At 38.4% G+C, this 15,398-nt stretch carries 15 protein-coding genes and 3 pseudogenes; 9 read left to right on the forward strand and 9 right to left on the reverse strand.

Translation table 11 applies throughout. The features are described from left to right. Window positions 1–14 precede the first annotated feature (14 nt). Together WA279_RS01945 and WA279_RS01950 are read right to left on the reverse strand one after the other, a co-directional pair. A complete protein-coding gene (locus WA279_RS01945) occupies window positions 15–302 on the reverse strand; it encodes a hypothetical protein (protein ID WP_336154077.1) in 288 nt (95 codons plus the stop codon). A gap of 13 nt (window positions 303–315) precedes the next feature. After that, a pseudogene (locus WA279_RS01950) lies at window positions 316–2,240 on the reverse strand (ribonuclease YeeF family protein). 184 nt (window positions 2,241–2,424) lie between these two features. On the opposite strand from WA279_RS01950, the gene WA279_RS01955 reads away from it, so the two are divergent. Continuing rightward, window positions 2,425–3,552, forward strand: coding sequence for a Rap family tetratricopeptide repeat protein (locus tag WA279_RS01955; RefSeq protein WP_014477416.1), 1,128 nt, complete (start codon window positions 2,425–2,427; stop codon window positions 3,550–3,552). A 532-nt stretch (window positions 3,553–4,084) separates the two neighbouring features. Here the strand turns inward: WA279_RS01955 and WA279_RS01960 are convergent. From WA279_RS01960 to WA279_RS01970, 3 genes are read right to left on the reverse strand one after another with little or no spacing between them, the layout of a single operon-like run. Beyond that, window positions 4,085–4,510, reverse strand: a complete 426-nt coding sequence (locus WA279_RS01960; RefSeq protein WP_336154078.1) for an EVE domain-containing protein — start codon at window positions 4,508–4,510, stop codon at window positions 4,085–4,087. Between the two features lie 4 nt (window positions 4,511–4,514). Next, window positions 4,515–4,907 (reverse strand): rhodanese-like domain-containing protein, encoded by a 393-nt coding sequence (locus WA279_RS01965; RefSeq protein WP_251187903.1) that lies wholly within the window; start codon window positions 4,905–4,907, stop codon window positions 4,515–4,517. A 20-nt stretch (window positions 4,908–4,927) separates the two neighbouring features. Then, the gene (locus WA279_RS01970) at window positions 4,928–5,347 is read right to left on the reverse strand and encodes a MarR family winged helix-turn-helix transcriptional regulator (protein ID WP_019260036.1); all 420 of its coding nucleotides are present in this window, start codon (window positions 5,345–5,347) and stop codon (window positions 4,928–4,930) included. Window positions 5,348–5,637: 290 nt separating this feature from the next. Between WA279_RS01970 and WA279_RS01975 the strand changes: the two genes are divergently transcribed. Beyond that, window positions 5,638–6,114, forward strand: a complete 477-nt coding sequence (locus tag WA279_RS01975) for an HXXEE domain-containing protein (RefSeq protein ID WP_004398792.1) — start codon at window positions 5,638–5,640, stop codon at window positions 6,112–6,114. Window positions 6,115–6,361: 247 nt separating this feature from the next. Then, window positions 6,362–6,886 (forward strand): NAD(P)H-dependent oxidoreductase, encoded by a 525-nt coding sequence (locus tag WA279_RS01980; RefSeq protein WP_003246192.1) that lies wholly within the window; start codon window positions 6,362–6,364, stop codon window positions 6,884–6,886. Between the two features lie 489 nt (window positions 6,887–7,375). On the opposite strand, the gene WA279_RS01985 is transcribed toward WA279_RS01980, so the two are convergent. Both WA279_RS01985 and WA279_RS01990 read right to left on the reverse strand, forming a co-directional pair. Beyond that, window positions 7,376–7,933: a GNAT family N-acetyltransferase gene (locus WA279_RS01985; RefSeq protein ID WP_144531241.1), complete on the reverse strand. Its 558-nt coding sequence runs from the start codon at window positions 7,931–7,933 to the stop codon at window positions 7,376–7,378. Between the two features lie 489 nt (window positions 7,934–8,422). After that, window positions 8,423–9,640, reverse strand: a complete 1,218-nt coding sequence (locus WA279_RS01990; protein WP_336154082.1) for a DUF418 domain-containing protein — start codon at window positions 9,638–9,640, stop codon at window positions 8,423–8,425. A gap of 266 nt (window positions 9,641–9,906) precedes the next feature. Between WA279_RS01990 and yrkP the strand changes: the two genes are divergently transcribed. The 5 genes and pseudogenes from yrkP to WA279_RS02015 all read left to right on the forward strand — a co-directional run. After that, window positions 9,907–10,602: a two-component response regulator YrkP gene (gene yrkP, locus WA279_RS01995; RefSeq protein ID WP_336154084.1), complete on the forward strand. Its 696-nt coding sequence runs from the start codon at window positions 9,907–9,909 to the stop codon at window positions 10,600–10,602. After that, complete coding sequence (yrkQ, locus tag WA279_RS02000; RefSeq protein WP_336154086.1) at window positions 10,589–11,887, forward strand: two-component system sensor histidine kinase YrkQ; 1,299 nt, start codon at window positions 10,589–10,591, stop codon at window positions 11,885–11,887. Before yrkP ends, yrkQ begins: the two co-directional genes overlap by 14 nt. Before the next feature lie 45 nt (window positions 11,888–11,932). Then, window positions 11,933–12,349 (forward strand): phosphate-starvation-inducible protein PsiE, encoded by a 417-nt coding sequence (psiE, locus tag WA279_RS02005; RefSeq protein ID WP_003246154.1) that lies wholly within the window; start codon window positions 11,933–11,935, stop codon window positions 12,347–12,349. Between the two features lie 544 nt (window positions 12,350–12,893). Beyond that, a pseudogene (locus WA279_RS02010) lies at window positions 12,894–13,058 on the forward strand (hypothetical protein). Then, a pseudogene (locus tag WA279_RS02015) lies at window positions 13,016–13,222 on the forward strand (recombinase family protein); the annotation flags it as partial. The pseudogenes WA279_RS02010 and WA279_RS02015, both read left to right, overlap by 43 nt. A 69-nt stretch (window positions 13,223–13,291) precedes the next feature. Here the strand turns inward: WA279_RS02015 and sigK are convergent. Beyond that, on the reverse strand, window positions 13,292–14,020 hold the full coding sequence (gene sigK, locus WA279_RS02020; RefSeq protein WP_336154088.1) for an RNA polymerase sporulation sigma factor SigK: 729 nt from the start codon (window positions 14,018–14,020) through the stop codon (window positions 13,292–13,294). A gap of 195 nt (window positions 14,021–14,215) precedes the next feature. Between sigK and nucB the strand changes: the two genes are divergently transcribed. After that, window positions 14,216–14,626, forward strand: a complete 411-nt coding sequence (gene nucB, locus WA279_RS02025) for a sporulation-specific Dnase NucB (RefSeq protein ID WP_009967785.1) — start codon at window positions 14,216–14,218, stop codon at window positions 14,624–14,626. Between the two features lie 32 nt (window positions 14,627–14,658). Here nucB and WA279_RS02030 read toward each other — a convergent pair whose 3' ends face one another. Beyond that, entirely contained in the window at window positions 14,659–15,381 is a 723-nt protein-coding gene (locus WA279_RS02030) for a YqeB family protein (RefSeq protein ID WP_336154089.1), read from the reverse strand. Between the last annotated feature and the right edge of the window lie 17 nt (window positions 15,382–15,398).

Consider the following 15,398-nt stretch of genomic DNA (forward strand, 5'->3'; position numbering starts at 1 on the left):
CCTTTTTTATAATATTAATCCTCAATATTTTCGATTACCTGTCTAACCATCTCATGTATTTGGTCAAACTGCCATTCTATATCACCTATTACTAAATGTAACTGTAGTAATTCAGTAGTTAGTTTTTCTTTATCTTCAATTTGACTTAAATTAGCTAAAATTTTATTCATTCTTTCATCTATTTGCGGAAGTTCTTTAATGTTTTCCTCTTCTTCTAAAAGTTCTTCTGTTGAAATTAATGTACTATTATATTTTTCATTTAATTCTTTTAAAGCACTAAAGATTTTATCAATATTTTTCATCTATCTTAACCACCTATTTTAATTTTCTTCCAATGGCATTCTTAGTCTTAACTTCGTTCAATGTTCCATCCAAATTCAACACTACTCTTAAATTTCCTCTTTTATCGAAAACTTCTAAATGATCCTTGTGCAAATTATCTAAATAAAATCTATCGCCTTTTTTCAGATACGGATTATCCAATTTTTTATTAACTTCATAGATTGATTGGCCTTGGAATTGATTTTTTGTTTTTGTAACATTGTTTTTTATAGTTTTTCCAAATCCATCATTAAAAAATTCTTTCATATTCGATACGGATTTAGCTTCACTGGTTATCTTACTACTATTAGCATTCCCCTTAGAACCATGATCAACATCAAAAGACTTTTTAATTTGTTGAATTGTATCTTGTCCAGATTTTTGTAAGTTTAGAAATTTATAGGAACATCACTAGCTAACAGAAGTTCTTTAGCAAAAGGATTTGGTATTGACTCTAAACCTTTTTTTAAAAGTTTCCCAAAGTCTTTGGTGTCTTTTACTACTTTTTTTGATGCAGATTTACCAACATTTCCGGCACTGTTTACCCCTTTTTTACCCGACTTGCTGATTCCCTTATCTGCGACTTTCCCGACCTTTGAAACGACGGATCCACTCTTTGTAACAGCACCACCGCCGCCTGATATGAATAGGCTGGCTACATTCAAAGTGAAATATGTGGTGTAGTGCGATTGTGAATACATATCTCCGTGTACAAAGTTTTTGTCCCAGCTTTCTTTTATCTCATCCCAAGTAGAATCCCAGGCTTTTTTATAGTCGAATTCAAAAACGGACTTTATCGTTCCTTTTGGATCTAAACCGAGATCGATCCCGAATTTTGCAATTCCTAAAAGTCCTTCACCAGTTTCCTTCGAAAAATCATAATATGCCATTTGTTTGCCTTTATAGTATTCATATACTGGACCTAGATATTTTTTACCCGCTGCATCTATAGGGGCTAAATATTCTTTAACCGTCTTCTCTGTATCATCTATACCGGCTAATAAACCTTCATATACACCGTCAATCTGTTCTTTCAAAATATCCTTGGTCGCTCGAAGAGGATTATCCCAAAACTCGAGGGATTTAACATACTCCTGTTGTTCAGTGGTGAGGTTGTCGTATCCAATCTCTTTAGCAACTTTTAGATACTCGTCAGGATCATCAACCAACGTATTGAGCTTTTTCTGTAATTCTTTGATTTCCCGTTCTTTTTCTTCTTTCTTCTTAATCGTCAAATAAGCTTCCGTTCGCTTCTCAATATCGCCTTTTTTCTTATGTATGTCGCTTTCACGGTATGCCTTGGCGTTGTAGTGGATGGGCGTAGCGTTTTTGCCTTTGCCAGTTGCTTCTTGGAGCTTTTGGAAATCTGACTTGATGAATTGTTCATTTGGTTCCGACATAGCATATTCTGTCAGTAAATCTTCGTCAAGGTCACCTAGTTTTTCAATTGTTTTTTTGCGTTTGTCATTGGCATCCGTAAGCTCATCCTTGAAGGTTTCTGTTGAAAACAGGTCAAGCGGAAGGATGTCATTAATGTCATTTAAGATATCTTTCATGGCTTTTTTCTGTTCAGACATGATGGACTTTGATTTTTTATGGGCGTTAGCCAGTTCATGTTCTAAAAAAGACTCTTCAATATAAGCATCAGAGAGACCTTTGTCCTCTACAGCTCCGGCAATGCTATTAAAAAATGCGATTTTCATATCAATGTAGTCGATCCATTGATCAGTGACACCAACATGATCGTGATAGAATGCTTTAATGTTATTAGCACCTTTACCTGAGAATTCGCTGTCGTCCAGTTCAGCAACGCTTTGTAAAGCTTTTCTCAAGTTGACCATTTGCGTCCTTAGTTCTTTATATTCTTTGGCGCGGTCTGTAGCTTCAGACATAAGTGTTTTAGCTTCAAAGACTTTCATAATCATACCCTCTCATTTAACCATATAACAAAATATTACCATGGAAGAAAGAAGAAACGATCCTAAAATTAACTTGATTGTTCATATCAAAGATAGCGAATAAAAAGTTTGCGGTTTTTTTGCGGTCCGAACACTTTTTGGAAATGTTAGAATATTACATAAAAAACATAAAAGGAGGGGTCCTGTGAATCCGGTTTTATCATCGTCAGAAGTTGGCGTAAAGATCAATGAATGGTATAAAATGATACGTCAATTTAGTGTCCCGGATGCAGAGATTTTAAAGGCAGAGGTCGAGCAAGAAATCCAACGGATGGAGGAAGATGAGTATTTACTCATTTACTTCTCCCTAATGAAATTCCGTCATCAGCTCATGTTAGATTATTTGGAACCCGTAACAACACGTATAAGACCAACTATTGAGGAACTTCTTGAAAAAATTGAGACTTCAAATAAAGGCATATCTGGCCTGTTATCGTATTATTCTCTATTTTTCAGAGGGATGTACGAGTTTGATAAGAAGCAATACATGAAAGCTATCTACTATTATAGAGAAGCCGAAAAGCAGCTTATACATGTCCCAGATGAGATCGAAAGGGCAGAGTTTCATTTTAAGTTAGCTGAAGCATATTATGGTATGAAGCAAAGTCATGTGTCTATGCATCACGTTAAACAAGCATTGGATATTTATAATCAATATGAACTTTATAAGGTGCGAAAAGTTCAATGTATGTTTGTTATCTCAGGGAATTATACTGATTTTAAACATTACGAAAAAAGTCAGCCGCATCTTGAAAAGGCATTAGAGTTATCTAGGGAATTGAATAACAAAAGGTTGATTAGTTCTGCACTATATAATTTAGGCACTAATTTTGCTGACAGTGGTGATTACGAGCAGGCGGAAGTATACATAAAGCAAGCAGTGGAGATTACAGAAAAAGAAAAGCTCACAAACTTGCCACATTCTTTATTTTCTTATGCAAAAATCCTTTTTAAACAAGGAAAAATGAATGAGGCTATCCAAGTAAGTAAGAAAGGTTTGTCAGCAGCTCTTTATCAAGGTGATGAGCTTTTCGCAAAATTACAGGGATATTTAAAAGCTCTTTATGTCGATGCAGTGGACCAACAAGGTGTTAATCAAACAATAGAATACTTAGAAAAAAATAAGAACTATTCATATATTGAAGACATTGCCTGTGAGACCGCAGCTGCTTACGCAAACTCAAAAGAATTTGAAACATCCTATGTATATCATCAGAAAATGCTTGAGACTCAAACACAAATTCAAAGGGGAGAATGCCTGTATGACTTTTAAAAAGAAGGTATGCCTAATCCTGGGTTTGTCACTTGTTTTAGTGTGTGGTTTCGGATCCAACTTAACAGAAGATCAAACTCAAAACACATTTCATATTGCCTCTGATCGTTTTCAAACTTGATAATATTACTTCTAAACCTCCTTCTAAAATGGAGGTTTTTTTATTTGATATCATCAGAAACAATGGAATCAAATACAGTATCTCCTTATAAATCCTTAAGGCCTAACCTTATTTTTTGGGAGAGAAAAAGGCAATAGGGCACCGAATTTTCGGTGAGACCGCAATAACTTTTTGGTTCTCATGGAAAATCTCTCAATGGGGATTTAAGTGTTTTTGCTAATTAGCTCATTAAAAAAGCACTTAGTAGCTGAAGACAGTGCTTCTAATGGTGGGTTCGGAATAGCTTAGAGTTTGAATCTTTTCTTCCTGTGATAAATCGTTAATTTTAAAACTTGTTGAATCGGGATGCAAATAGTGACAAGTCAAAGATATATAAGAAAGTTTTAAGGAGATTAGAATAGTCTAATCTCCTTAAGCATCGACCATTTTTTTTGCAATTAGCTTAAAATCTTTTTCACTTATCTCAAAATGTCCAAATCGAAAAGAATACCCCCAACGCTGCTCGTCTTTAATGAAAGAAAGCTTTGGGATTAATGGGCGAATCGGTGTTTCTGTGCAATGAATAAAACTTATTTTTCTCCGGAAAGGTTTGAAGTCATCTCTCATTTCAAACTGAAAAATATGATTATCTACTACTTTGCCTAAAGCAGTAAATTTTTGATGTGGGGTGCTTTCCTTAAAATTCATCTTGGGGGAGTAATAAATAATCCAATCACCAGTATTCATCTTTTTTAAAGGTGCCTCTTTGCCATGACAAAGTTGAGCAAAACCACCTTGGACAGCTCTCATTACATGATCTCGAGAAGCAACCCCAATCCAGTATCTTTTATCTTGCACTAAGTCAACACCCACAATTATCAGGTATATTATTGCCTTGATCTGAGTTTGTGACAGGAAAGTTCATTTCTTTCCATGCTGCAATACCACCGGTCAATTCTTTGACTTTATATCCATTTTCTAATAAAAACTTAGCAACTTTGGCAGCTGTATTGCACCAGACATCCCAACAGTAAACAATAATTTCTTTATCCTTTGGTATTTCATTTAAACGAGATTGCAGTTCTTGTTCAGGAATAACATTACAATCCTTAATTGTTACACTCCTTACATGAGTTGGGCCGTTTCTGACATCGATTAAGAAGTATTTCTCGGGACTCATTTGCTTCGCTTTTAAATAATCCATAGGGCTTATCGTTGCTTCGAGACGTGCATTAAAATAATCGAGAGCATGCATATTATGTAACCTCCTGTTTTTTATAGTGACTTCCAAATTTTAATAAGAAAATCTTTAAATAATTGTCTTTCTTGTTGATTTAAAGGATCTAATACTTCTAATTCCGTCTTCATTAAGAACTCCCAACGCGAATCCAATACATCGTTACCCTTTTCGGTAATTTTAAGGCTATAGGATCTTCTGTCATTAGGATTTTTTGTTCTCTCAACAAATCCTAAAGTTTCGAGGTGGTCGATATGACCTACCATAGTAGTCCGATCTATTTGCAGATTTTCAGAAATATCTTTTTGTGATGAGTAAGGGTTTCCTTTGATAAACAATAGAACTCCGTATTGTCTAGCATTAATCTCATATGGATTAAGCCCTTCAGCAAATTTACTTTCCAATCGTTGAAGAACTTTTCCGAGTAAAAAACCATAAGATTGATTCCATCTCTCCAATTAAGTTTGCACCTCCAATTAATCAGCAAAACATATAATCAGTTTAACTGATTATTTTTTAGGACACAAGGTTTAAGTTCAATTTTATAAAAGTGTGTCTAACAGGAATTGTCTATTTTAATAGACATGACACCAACAACACGTTATTGCACATAAAAAAGAAGCAACTACTTAGACAGCTTCTTCTGTCTTTTAACACCATATCAGTTCACCCTCATATGTAATATAATGTTGCTAAACCATATTGGTTGATTCCTTTAAGAGACGTGGCACCGAGGAGGAAATGATAGGTGGTTTATTTCGTAGCATTTTTTTGTTTTGCTATTACACTGCATAATATTGAGGAAGCTATTTGGTTACCTGAGTGGTCACAACAATCTTCAAAGTTTCAAAAGCCAGTAACTTCAAATGAATTTCATTTTGCTGTCATTGTTATAACTATGTTGGCTTATTTATCTGCATTTGGTTTTTTATATATGCCAGAATCAGATATTGCAAAATGGATTTTCATTGGCTTTCTAGGTTCTATGGTTATCAACGCTATTTTTCCACATCTTATCGCAACTGTTGTAATGAAAAAGTATGCACCTGGACTTCTTACGGGCTTATTGCTTAACATTCCAGTAAACTCATTAGTTATTTATCAAATGTTTTTAAAGAATTTGATTGTATGGAAGGAGTTAATAATATCTACGTTGGTTGTAGGAATTATTTTATTAGCACTTATTCCATTATTATTTAAAGTTGGTGATAAAGTATCTCCTTAATGAGTTTGAATTGGTAAGGATTGAGGGGAAAGGTGGAAATTTTCTAAATAAGGGATTATTCTGTTATATCGGATTTCTACAAAACAATGTCTTAATTCATCATTGATTTTGGTGCCCAATTAGTTGCCCTGAATTCATGAAAAAGGATAAAATAGGTGTAAAATAAAGTTGCTATTTTAAAATGAGAATCAATTCATTATCTTAAAAGCAATAATAACTAATTGGTAAAGAAAGGATAATCAGTCTAATGAAAACATTAGTTATCGTTATACACCCTAATTTGGAAACGTCTGTTGTCAACAAAACCTGGATGAATCGTTTAAAGCAAGAGAAAGACATTACGGTTCATGACCTGTACGGTGAATACCCTAATTTTATCATTGATGTAGAAAAAGAGCAGCAGCTCCTGTTAGATCATGAGCGTATCGTTTTTCAGTTCCCAATGTATTGGTACAGCAGTCCCGCGTTACTCAAACAATGGGAAGATGATGTGTTAACACATGGCTGGGCTTATGGAACTGGAGGAACTAAATTGCATGGAAAAGAACTACTCTTAGCTATCTCCTTAGGCGCACAGGAATCTGATTATCAAGCAGGCGGAGAATATAATATCACGATCAGCGAGCTTATCAGACCGTTTCAAGTCACTGCTAACTATATAGGAATGCGTTTTCTTCCTGCGTTTACACAATATGGGACACTTCATCTTTCAAAAGAAGACGTTAAGAACAGTGCGGAGAGATTGGTTGACTATCTTAAAGCCGAGCATTAATCCGGTATTCGCGAGGGAAGCTGAAACAAATGATGTGTTATGAAAATAAGGGTTTGTGACAGATTTTCATAAAATTAATTTCAAAGTTACATCGAATACTTAATTCAGGGGGGCATAGTGCGAGGGCTTAAAATTAATTAAAGCAGGGCAATGAGTACGTATTTCTTAATGAAATGTAGAGTTCCTTGGTCTCTAATAGGTACCCGATTTGTGTCCAGAATTCTGAAAAATGATGAAAATAAGTATAAATAAAGTAAACATATGCTTTGAATAAAAGCTTTTGTAACTCATGATATGTTTTTACTATGTTGAGGGACTAGTGGGCGTGGTATATGTCAGAAAAGAAACCGATGATTCAAAGGTGTTTTGACCCCTGTTTATGAGACAGGGATCGAAACACCTTTTAAACATCATTATTACCTTCCTCTGATAATGAAATATAAAAAAGTTACCAGCAACTCTCTGCGGCATCTTGCCGTGTTCAATTGTTTAGTCCTTTTTTTTCATAATCTTTACAAATCTGAAAAAGTCATCATCATCCGGCAGGGGCTTGTCATCTTCGCGTCCATTGCGATGCATATGCGGATCAGAGTGATGTTCATTGTAGAACTCTACGATATGGAATCCACACTTATTCACATAGAAGTTGATATTTCGCTTTTCGAAATAAGGTGTCACGGTTTCCCAAAGCACAGTATCCGGATACTGTGCTTCAATGGCTTTCCAAGCAGAAAGACCAATCCCTTGGCTGTGATATTCTGGAGATACATAAAATAAATCTAGCGAATTATGATTTGTTTGGCTGTTGATACGTACTACTGCACCACCGACATTCTTACCATCCTGAAGAATATGATATACCACTGCTCCGGGAGCATTGAAAGACTCCTGAACATCATTGTCCGATGGAATCGGCCCATCTTCGCAATCACCGAACGTTTCAATTACGGCGATCGCAAAGGCTTCTTGTAATTTTTTTTGGAATTCTGGCAGATCAGATTCCTTTGCTAGTTCCAGAATAACTTTTGGTTCATTTTTAGTTTTCATGATTGTTCACTCCCTCAGTTGCTAAAATATAGAGTTCAGTCGTTCAGTAAAACATTCGAGATGCTCTGCGAGGTCTTTTCACAAAATGTGATTCCGTCGCTCTTTCTTCCGCGGTAAATTTGGCTTTAAAATACTTCAAAAGCTTTCTCCTGTCTTTTTGTATGATTCTTTTTCTTTGTTTCATTGGAAAACAAGCTGCATGTAACCCTAATTTACAATTGTTCACTACCGTATTAAGTGTCGTAGGCGGGATTTGTCATCATTCTCGAATTTTCCTGCGAAAAGTTACAAAAATAGTCGAATGGGGCGCCTTTGACTATGAACATGCGTAAAAGATTCAATTTAGGTTCGATCATGAGCAATGCACATTGGGTAAACTCTGGTGGATTTATTAGCCCAAAGAAGCCTAAATGATATAAAAATATCTAGTCCATATGTCAAATCGGTTTAATGCCCGCTTCATTCAACAACACTAATTTGAAGTCATGCTTATTTCTGAATAGATTTTTCCGAATGCAGCGGAGTTGCTTTGGGACTCCCGTTTACTTTTCCGTACGTCAGCTTGCGCCATACTAATTCCATCGGACCGTACCTAAACCGTTTCAACCACAATGTACTAAAGCTCATAAGCACGAAGTACACGGCCAGACTGAACATGAACGTGCCGGCGGATTGAATATGATCCGCAAGCCCGAATCCGTACCTGAGGAACAGAACTGTTCCAATGATAGAGTGAAGCAGATAACAGGTCAATGACATCCGTCCGACTTTGGTGAATATCATCATAGGGCCTCGCAGCTGAGGAACGTATAGAAACAGCATTGCAAAAGTGCTCATATAAAACATACTTCCGGTTAAGCCGCCATTTTGACCCAAGACAGAGGAAATGTCCTTCCACAGCATATTCTCAGTAAGATTAAACATGTCTAGTAATATACTGCTTTGTGTTATTAGAAAAGCGATTGTGCTAATGATCCAGATACGCTTCCATATAGGCTTTTTCACTTCCATGTTTTTGAAAAATTCCATCTTAACAAAGTACACGCCCAGCAGAAACATGAGAAACATGGAATAGATCATAGAGAAAGAGCCGGCAGCCATCGTGACCATATCTGTCCACCTAGTGCTGATGGATTCCATGTAGGTAAGGCTGCTGTGGCTAAACAAAGTAAACTCTGAAAAATTCGGGTTTTTTGACCCTGCAGTATTGATGACATTGTACAACATTGTGAAAACAGGAGTCAGGAATTGAAGCACGATAAGTGCGATAATCCATCTAAGCACCGTTTTGGCCGTGCGTTTATAGAAGGCGAGTAACAGGAAGCCACTTACGGCGTAAAAGGCCAATATGTCACCGACCCAAACAAATGTGATGTGCAAAATGCCAAATCCCAACAGGATAGATAACCTGCGGGCAAACAGCTTGTTGGGACTTTCTACCTTCTGCGCGGCTCGATCCATAAAGATCATAAACCCGACTCCGAACAGGAAGGAGAATAACGTAACGAATTTCCCTTCGGCAAACCAGGAAACCAGCTTATGCAGTACGTCATTGGAGGCCATTTCGAATCCCTTTACTGAATCTACGATCAGAAAATAATTGACAATAATAATGCCAAGCAAGGCAAATCCTCGTACGATGTCCAGAAAATGAACCCGTTCCCGCAGACTCACCGGTTGCCCGCGTCCTTCTTTTTGTACAATCATATCAATACTCCTTTCCCATTTATCACGGCAATGTGTAGTGCGGATCTGAAAAACTTGAGCCTTACAATGGATAAATATAATGACCGAATCTTAACAATTTATGAAGAGTCATCATTTTTTTAAAAAATGTGACAAATTTGTGGCGATCATCAGCTTTCATAAATTGTTAAGATTTACGTAGTATCTTATAACGTACTTATTACTATGAACGATATATAGTAAGGACACACGAGAAGTAACAACAAGAATTATGAGGTGAGAGAGACATGGCCCATCGAATATTAGTTGTAGAGGATGATGAGGATATTGGTGATCTTTTGGAGGAATCCCTTACACGTGCAGGTTACGAGGTGCTAAGAGCCAAGGATGGAAAGCGAGCATTGCAACTTGTGAATGACTCGCTTGATTTGGTTATTTTGGATATTATGATGCCAGGCATTTCGGGAATTGAAACATGTCAGCACATCAGGAAATCCTCTAACGTCCCGATTCTGTTTCTGACGGCCAGATCGAGTACACTCGATAAAACTGAGGGATTACTCGCCGGCGGCGATGATTATATGACTAAACCATTCTCGGAAGAGGAACTTCACGCTAGAGTGATTGCTCAATTACGCAGATATACTATCTATCAGGAAAAGAAGGAACAGGAAGAAACATTTCTTATCGGGGGTAAACTAAGAGTGAGCGAAGAATTTAATGAGGTGTGGAAAGAGGAGAAGCAAATCAAGTTGTCAGATCTGGAGTATCGTATCCTGAAACTTCTGATGAGCAAACGAAACAAAATATTTTCTGCCCAAAATATATATGAGAGTGTGTGGGGACAGCCTTACTTTTACTGTTCCAACAATACGGTGATGGTGCATATTCGGAAGCTGCGCTCCAAAATTGAGGATGATCCGGCACGTCCGGTTTATATAAAAACTGAATGGGGAAGAGGATATCGATTTGGCGCATCTTAAATTTACGCTAACCAAAAAACTGGCTTTGCTGATAATGGTTGCTGCGATTGTGAGTGGTGTGATCTTTCTGACGTTGCAAAAGATCACAGATAATCTGATCGAGGGATATCTGAGTTCGGAAGAGTATTATCACAAGGAGTCAGCAAGATACATTCAAAAATTCAGCAAGTACGTTTCAGAAAATGAGTTGTCTACATCAGATAGAAAAGCGTTTGGCGAGTGGGTCAAAAAAGAAAATTACATTAACCTCACCATATTCAAGGATCAGGAGCTGCAATATGATTCTATTTATTCCGAATCGGATTATGGAAAGGAAAAGCTGACTCAGTACGCTCAAAATCATTCACATCCTGTCAAGTTTAGCGATGGTGAAGGACGAGTCATTATCGACGGTTTCTACTCTTCCCGATATTATGATCTGGCTTTTGCATTGGATTTGTTCGGGGCAACCCTCATCTTTTTAATTATTGTTCTCTTCGGAATTCGCCAAAGTCTTCGCTACCTTAAAACGATTCACCAAGAGATTCATATTCTTGAAGGGGGCGAACTGGACTACGAGATGACGATAAAAGGGCATGATGAATTAGCGATGATTGCAAAGAGCATTGAGGATCTGCGGAAAGCTTTCCTGGATAAACTTAAAGCTATCGAGGAATTGCAAGCTGAGAGCCGCAGCCTGGTTACCGAAATGTCGCACGATATGCGCACACCGCTGACGTCGCTGATCATGAATCTGGAGTTTGCCAAAAAAGAGGGAGGCGAAGCGGGTGCCAGCAAAGATCGGTATGTAGCCAATGCTTATGGTAAAGCACTGCAATTAAAAAGCTTGTCTGACAACCTGTTTGCGTATTTCCTGCTGGACAAGGAATATGAGGCCGATCTGGAGACCGTTGCAGTGAAAGAAGTGATCTACGATCTAATATCAGATCAGATTGCTATCCTTCATCAGGGGCATTTTCGGGTCCATATTTCAGGCGAGCTGCCGGAAACCTATATTAACGTGAATTTGGAGGAGCTTGGTCGTGTATTTGATAATGTGATGTCAAACTTATTGAAATACGCAGATCCGGAAGAAGAAATCAGCATCACGTTTGTATCGGATCAAGAGATATTTGAGATCCATGTTAGCAATACGATTAAACTTGCAGAGATAACACCGGAAAGCAACGGACTCGGTGAAAGAAGCATTGCGCGAATGATGTCCCGCATGCAGGGACAGTTTCAAAGTATACAAAAGAATTCTAAGTACTACATTGTGCTACGATTTTGGAACACCAAGATGTAGGCTGAGAATAAAAACCACGAATATATTGAAATAGGAGACAACATGATGAGATTTTCTAACAAATTCAAAAAGGTGCCTTACCTGTTACAAGCGCTTCTCAACGTCTGTCTGTTCTTTCTGGCGTTAGCCTTAAGCGCACTTCTGATCAGCGAGACTTGGTACATTGTGCTATTCGTATACAAGTCACTGTTCAACAAAGTGGACAGCTATTATGAGATGCTTGGAGAACTGCTTATATTCTTCATGTACTTTGAGTTCATTGCTTTGATTATCAAATACTTCAAATCAGACTTTCATTTTCCGCTTCGCTACTTCATTTATATTGGCATCACAGCTGTCATTCGTTTGATTATCATCGATCATGATCAGGCGATCTCAACGTTCTGGTGGGCGATGGCCATTCTTGCCATGATTTGTGGATTCTTTATTGCCAATAGACGAAATTCTGTTGTTGAACATTAATAAATTAGTTCGCATTATGCCGATACGCCGCCGAAATGTCCTAATTGTGAAAGGGAACTGGTACAGATTTTTATCAGTCTATCTGTTTAATGTCAGCTCAGAAATCTGTAGTGGATCAAATTGAATCGTGGTTGTAAGTGGATATCTGAATGTATTTATTGGCTACTTTAACAGACATGTCCCGATGAAATAGCATTAACTGTCTGGAGATGAAAATCGCTTCTTTATTTTACAAGGAAGAGGTTAAAATTCTTAATAAATAAGATGAAAAAGTTAGGATGGACGTTTATTGGGTTTTTGTAACCATTTTTTACCATAATTGATATAAACGTATAGAAATGATAACAAATGAATATAGAGTGTTTAATGAAAATAAGCTTTCATAACCAATGAGCTAGATTTACTATATTGAGGGCCCAGTAATATAGAAAACAGATCGATGGTTCAAACCATCGGTTTTTTTATTTGTTTTCATACTCATTGAAAATCATCTCATTAGGACAAACAGGTATTACATTGCATTACCCAAGGGGTGATGCATTTAATGAAGGTGATAATCATCGAGGGACCGCAAGCTGACAAATGCATGAACGATTGCTATCATTATTTAATAAAACTTTATAGGAAGGAGATCTAGGGTGATAGCAATATACCGAGGAACAAGCGATCAAGGGATCGAGCATCGACAGCCAGATCGAGGCCTGTATAAAGAAAGCAGGGACTAAGGATGTGCTGAAGTATGCCGATGAAGGATTTTCTGAGGAGTTTTTAGAACGTCCGGCTTTGAATCGCTTGAGGGAGGATGCAGGCAAAGGACTTATAAGTCAAGTCATTTGTTACGATCAGACCGTCTTTCTCAGAGAGCTTATCAGCGATGAAAAAAATGATTTTCATATCTTTCAAATAGAGAAAGCCGGAATATGAGATCCGGCCTCTTCTGCATTATTTCCCCCTCGCCTTCTTCCGCTTTTCCTTCTCAGCCCGATAAAACTCATGAAACATCTTCATCAGCGCCCTCTTTTCAATCCGCGATACATAGCTGCGCGAGATCCCGAGCTCTTTGGCAATCTCACGCTGCGTTTTTTCTTTCTTCAAATCAAGCCCAAACCGCCCGACTATCACTTCCTTCTCACGGTCATCTAAAATGTCAATGTATTGTTTCACTTTTTCAAGCTCCATATTGAGCTGGATCGTATCAATCACATCTTCGTTTTCTGATTTCAAAACGTCAATCAGGCTTATTTCATTCCCTTCCTTATCCTGCCCGATCGGATCGTGAAGGGAGACGTCTTTTTTTGTTTTTTTCAATGCGCGCAAATGCATGAGGATTTCATTTTCAATACACCTCGCAGCATACGTCGCCAGCTTTGTCCCTTTTCCAGCGGAATAGCTTTCAATTCCTTTAATAAGCCCGATCGTTCCGATGGAGATTAAGTCCTCTGCATCCTCACCTGTATTTTCGAACTTTTTCACAATATGGGCGACCAAGCGAAGATTATGCTCAATCAGCATGTTTCTGGCATGTTCATCCCCTTTAGCCATGAGCTCTAAGTATTTTTTTTCCTCGCTGCTTGAGAGCGGTTGTGGAAAGGCATTGTTTTTCACGTAAGATACTAAAAAGACAAGCTCTTTAACAACAAAGCCGAGCGCTGCGAAAACACCTGTCACCATCGTCACCTCCACAAAAGTATGTAGGCAAAAGCCTATATGTAAATGTATGTGACCGGGAGGCTGTCTGTGTCTGTACCGGGAAATTTCTCGCGGGGGAGTCCGGCTTTTGTAAGCAGCATACGAACTTCAAATGTTAAAAATAATCTTCATCAAGCGCCCATACATTGAAATGAACAAAGGTATGGGGGGATGGGAATGAAAAAATGGATGGCAGGCCTGTTTCTTGCTGCAGCAGTTCTTCTTTGTTTAATGGTTCCGCAACAGATCCAAGGCGCATCTTCGTATGACAAAGTGTTATATTTTCCGCTGTCTCGTTATCCGGAAACCGGCAGTCATATTAGAGATGCAATTGCAGAGGGACATCCAGATATTTGTACCATTGACAGAGATGGAGCAGACAAAAGGCGGGAGGAATCTTTAAAGGGAATCCCGACCAAGCCGGGCTATGACCGGGATGAGTGGCCGATGGCGGTCTGCGAGGAAGGCGGCGCAGGGGCTGATGTCCGATATGTGACGCCTTCTGATAATCGCGGCGCCGGCTCGTGGGTAGGGAATCAAATGAGCAGCTATCCTGACGGTACCAGAGTGCTGTTTATTGTGCAGTAGTAAAGAAGAGGCTCTTTCTTGAGCCTCTGTTGTTACAATCCTTCGCCGAGCTGAATTTTCGGGGGATAGGTTTCTGCTTTTCGCCAATATTGGCGTGTGCCTTCGTCCCGTACAACGATGCCCAGCTGTGCCAGTTCGAGACGGAATTCTTCAATATCGTCTTTTTCTTCGTCCTGCAGCGCTTTGTGACGAGCTTTTAATAAGGCATGGGCGCCTTGCGATAGGTCTGGTGCATCAGGAATCCATCGGCGAAATTGATCTTTAAACGGATCACCATCTGTTGCCCATTCGTAATGATGCTGTCTAAAGGCCTTCTCAACGTTTACTGGTTTTTCATCAATTTCTTCCCGTACCAATTCATATCCGGCTGTTCCCAGGAGGACAAGCCGTTTGTGATCCATAAATACAAGAGCGATGTCATCGGAATGAATTGTTTGCACTTTTTTTCCTTTGATGAATTCCACTGTGTGATCTGTAATTTTGACAGACAGCAGCATTGCAATAACAGAATGAGCGAACCAAATCCCCGCACACATACCGAGAAGAGCAGTGATAAATGCAGCTGTAGATCCCTGAAAAGAGGTAATGAGCCGAAGCGGTCCTTCAAGAGGGATCCAGGGGAGGGATAATGCCCATTTCGCAATCTGCGGGATAAAATACCCGATTGCAAAACCGATGATTGCAAGTGCAGCGTATAAAAAGAATACAGCGGTTTTCGTAACTCCAATAAGAGTATGAGATTGATTCTGCAACATGTCACCTTCTTTTTACT

The sequence above is a fragment of the Bacillus sp. 204(2023) genome (assembly GCF_037027505.1).
GTDB lineage: Bacteria > Bacillota > Bacilli > Bacillales > Bacillaceae > Bacillus > Bacillus subtilis.

Excerpts from the sequence above, each read along its gene's own strand:
- WA279_RS01945 (WP_336154077.1), bottom strand. The coding sequence starts at position 302 with ATGAAAAATATTGATAAAATCTTTAGTGCTTTAAAAGAATTAAATGAA.
- WA279_RS01965 (WP_251187903.1), bottom strand. The coding sequence starts at position 4,907 with ATGCATGCTCTCGATTATTTTAATGCACGTCTCGAAGCAACGATAAGC.
- WA279_RS01980 (WP_003246192.1), top strand. The coding sequence starts at position 6,362 with ATGAAAACATTAGTTATCGTTATACACCCTAATTTGGAAACGTCTGTT.
- WA279_RS01985 (WP_144531241.1), bottom strand. The coding sequence starts at position 7,933 with ATGAAAACTAAAAATGAACCAAAAGTTATTCTGGAACTAGCAAAGGAA.
- WA279_RS01990 (WP_336154082.1), bottom strand. The coding sequence starts at position 9,640 with ATGATTGTACAAAAAGAAGGACGCGGGCAACCGGTGAGTCTGCGGGAA.
- yrkP (WP_336154084.1), top strand. The coding sequence starts at position 9,907 with ATGGCCCATCGAATATTAGTTGTAGAGGATGATGAGGATATTGGTGAT.
- psiE (WP_003246154.1), top strand. The coding sequence starts at position 11,933 with ATGAGATTTTCTAACAAATTCAAAAAGGTGCCTTACCTGTTACAAGCG.
- sigK (WP_336154088.1), bottom strand. The coding sequence starts at position 14,020 with ATGGTGACAGGTGTTTTCGCAGCGCTCGGCTTTGTTGTTAAAGAGCTT.
- nucB (WP_009967785.1), top strand. The coding sequence starts at position 14,216 with ATGAAAAAATGGATGGCAGGCCTGTTTCTTGCTGCAGCAGTTCTTCTT.
- WA279_RS02030 (WP_336154089.1), bottom strand. The coding sequence starts at position 15,381 with ATGTTGCAGAATCAATCTCATACTCTTATTGGAGTTACGAAAACCGCT.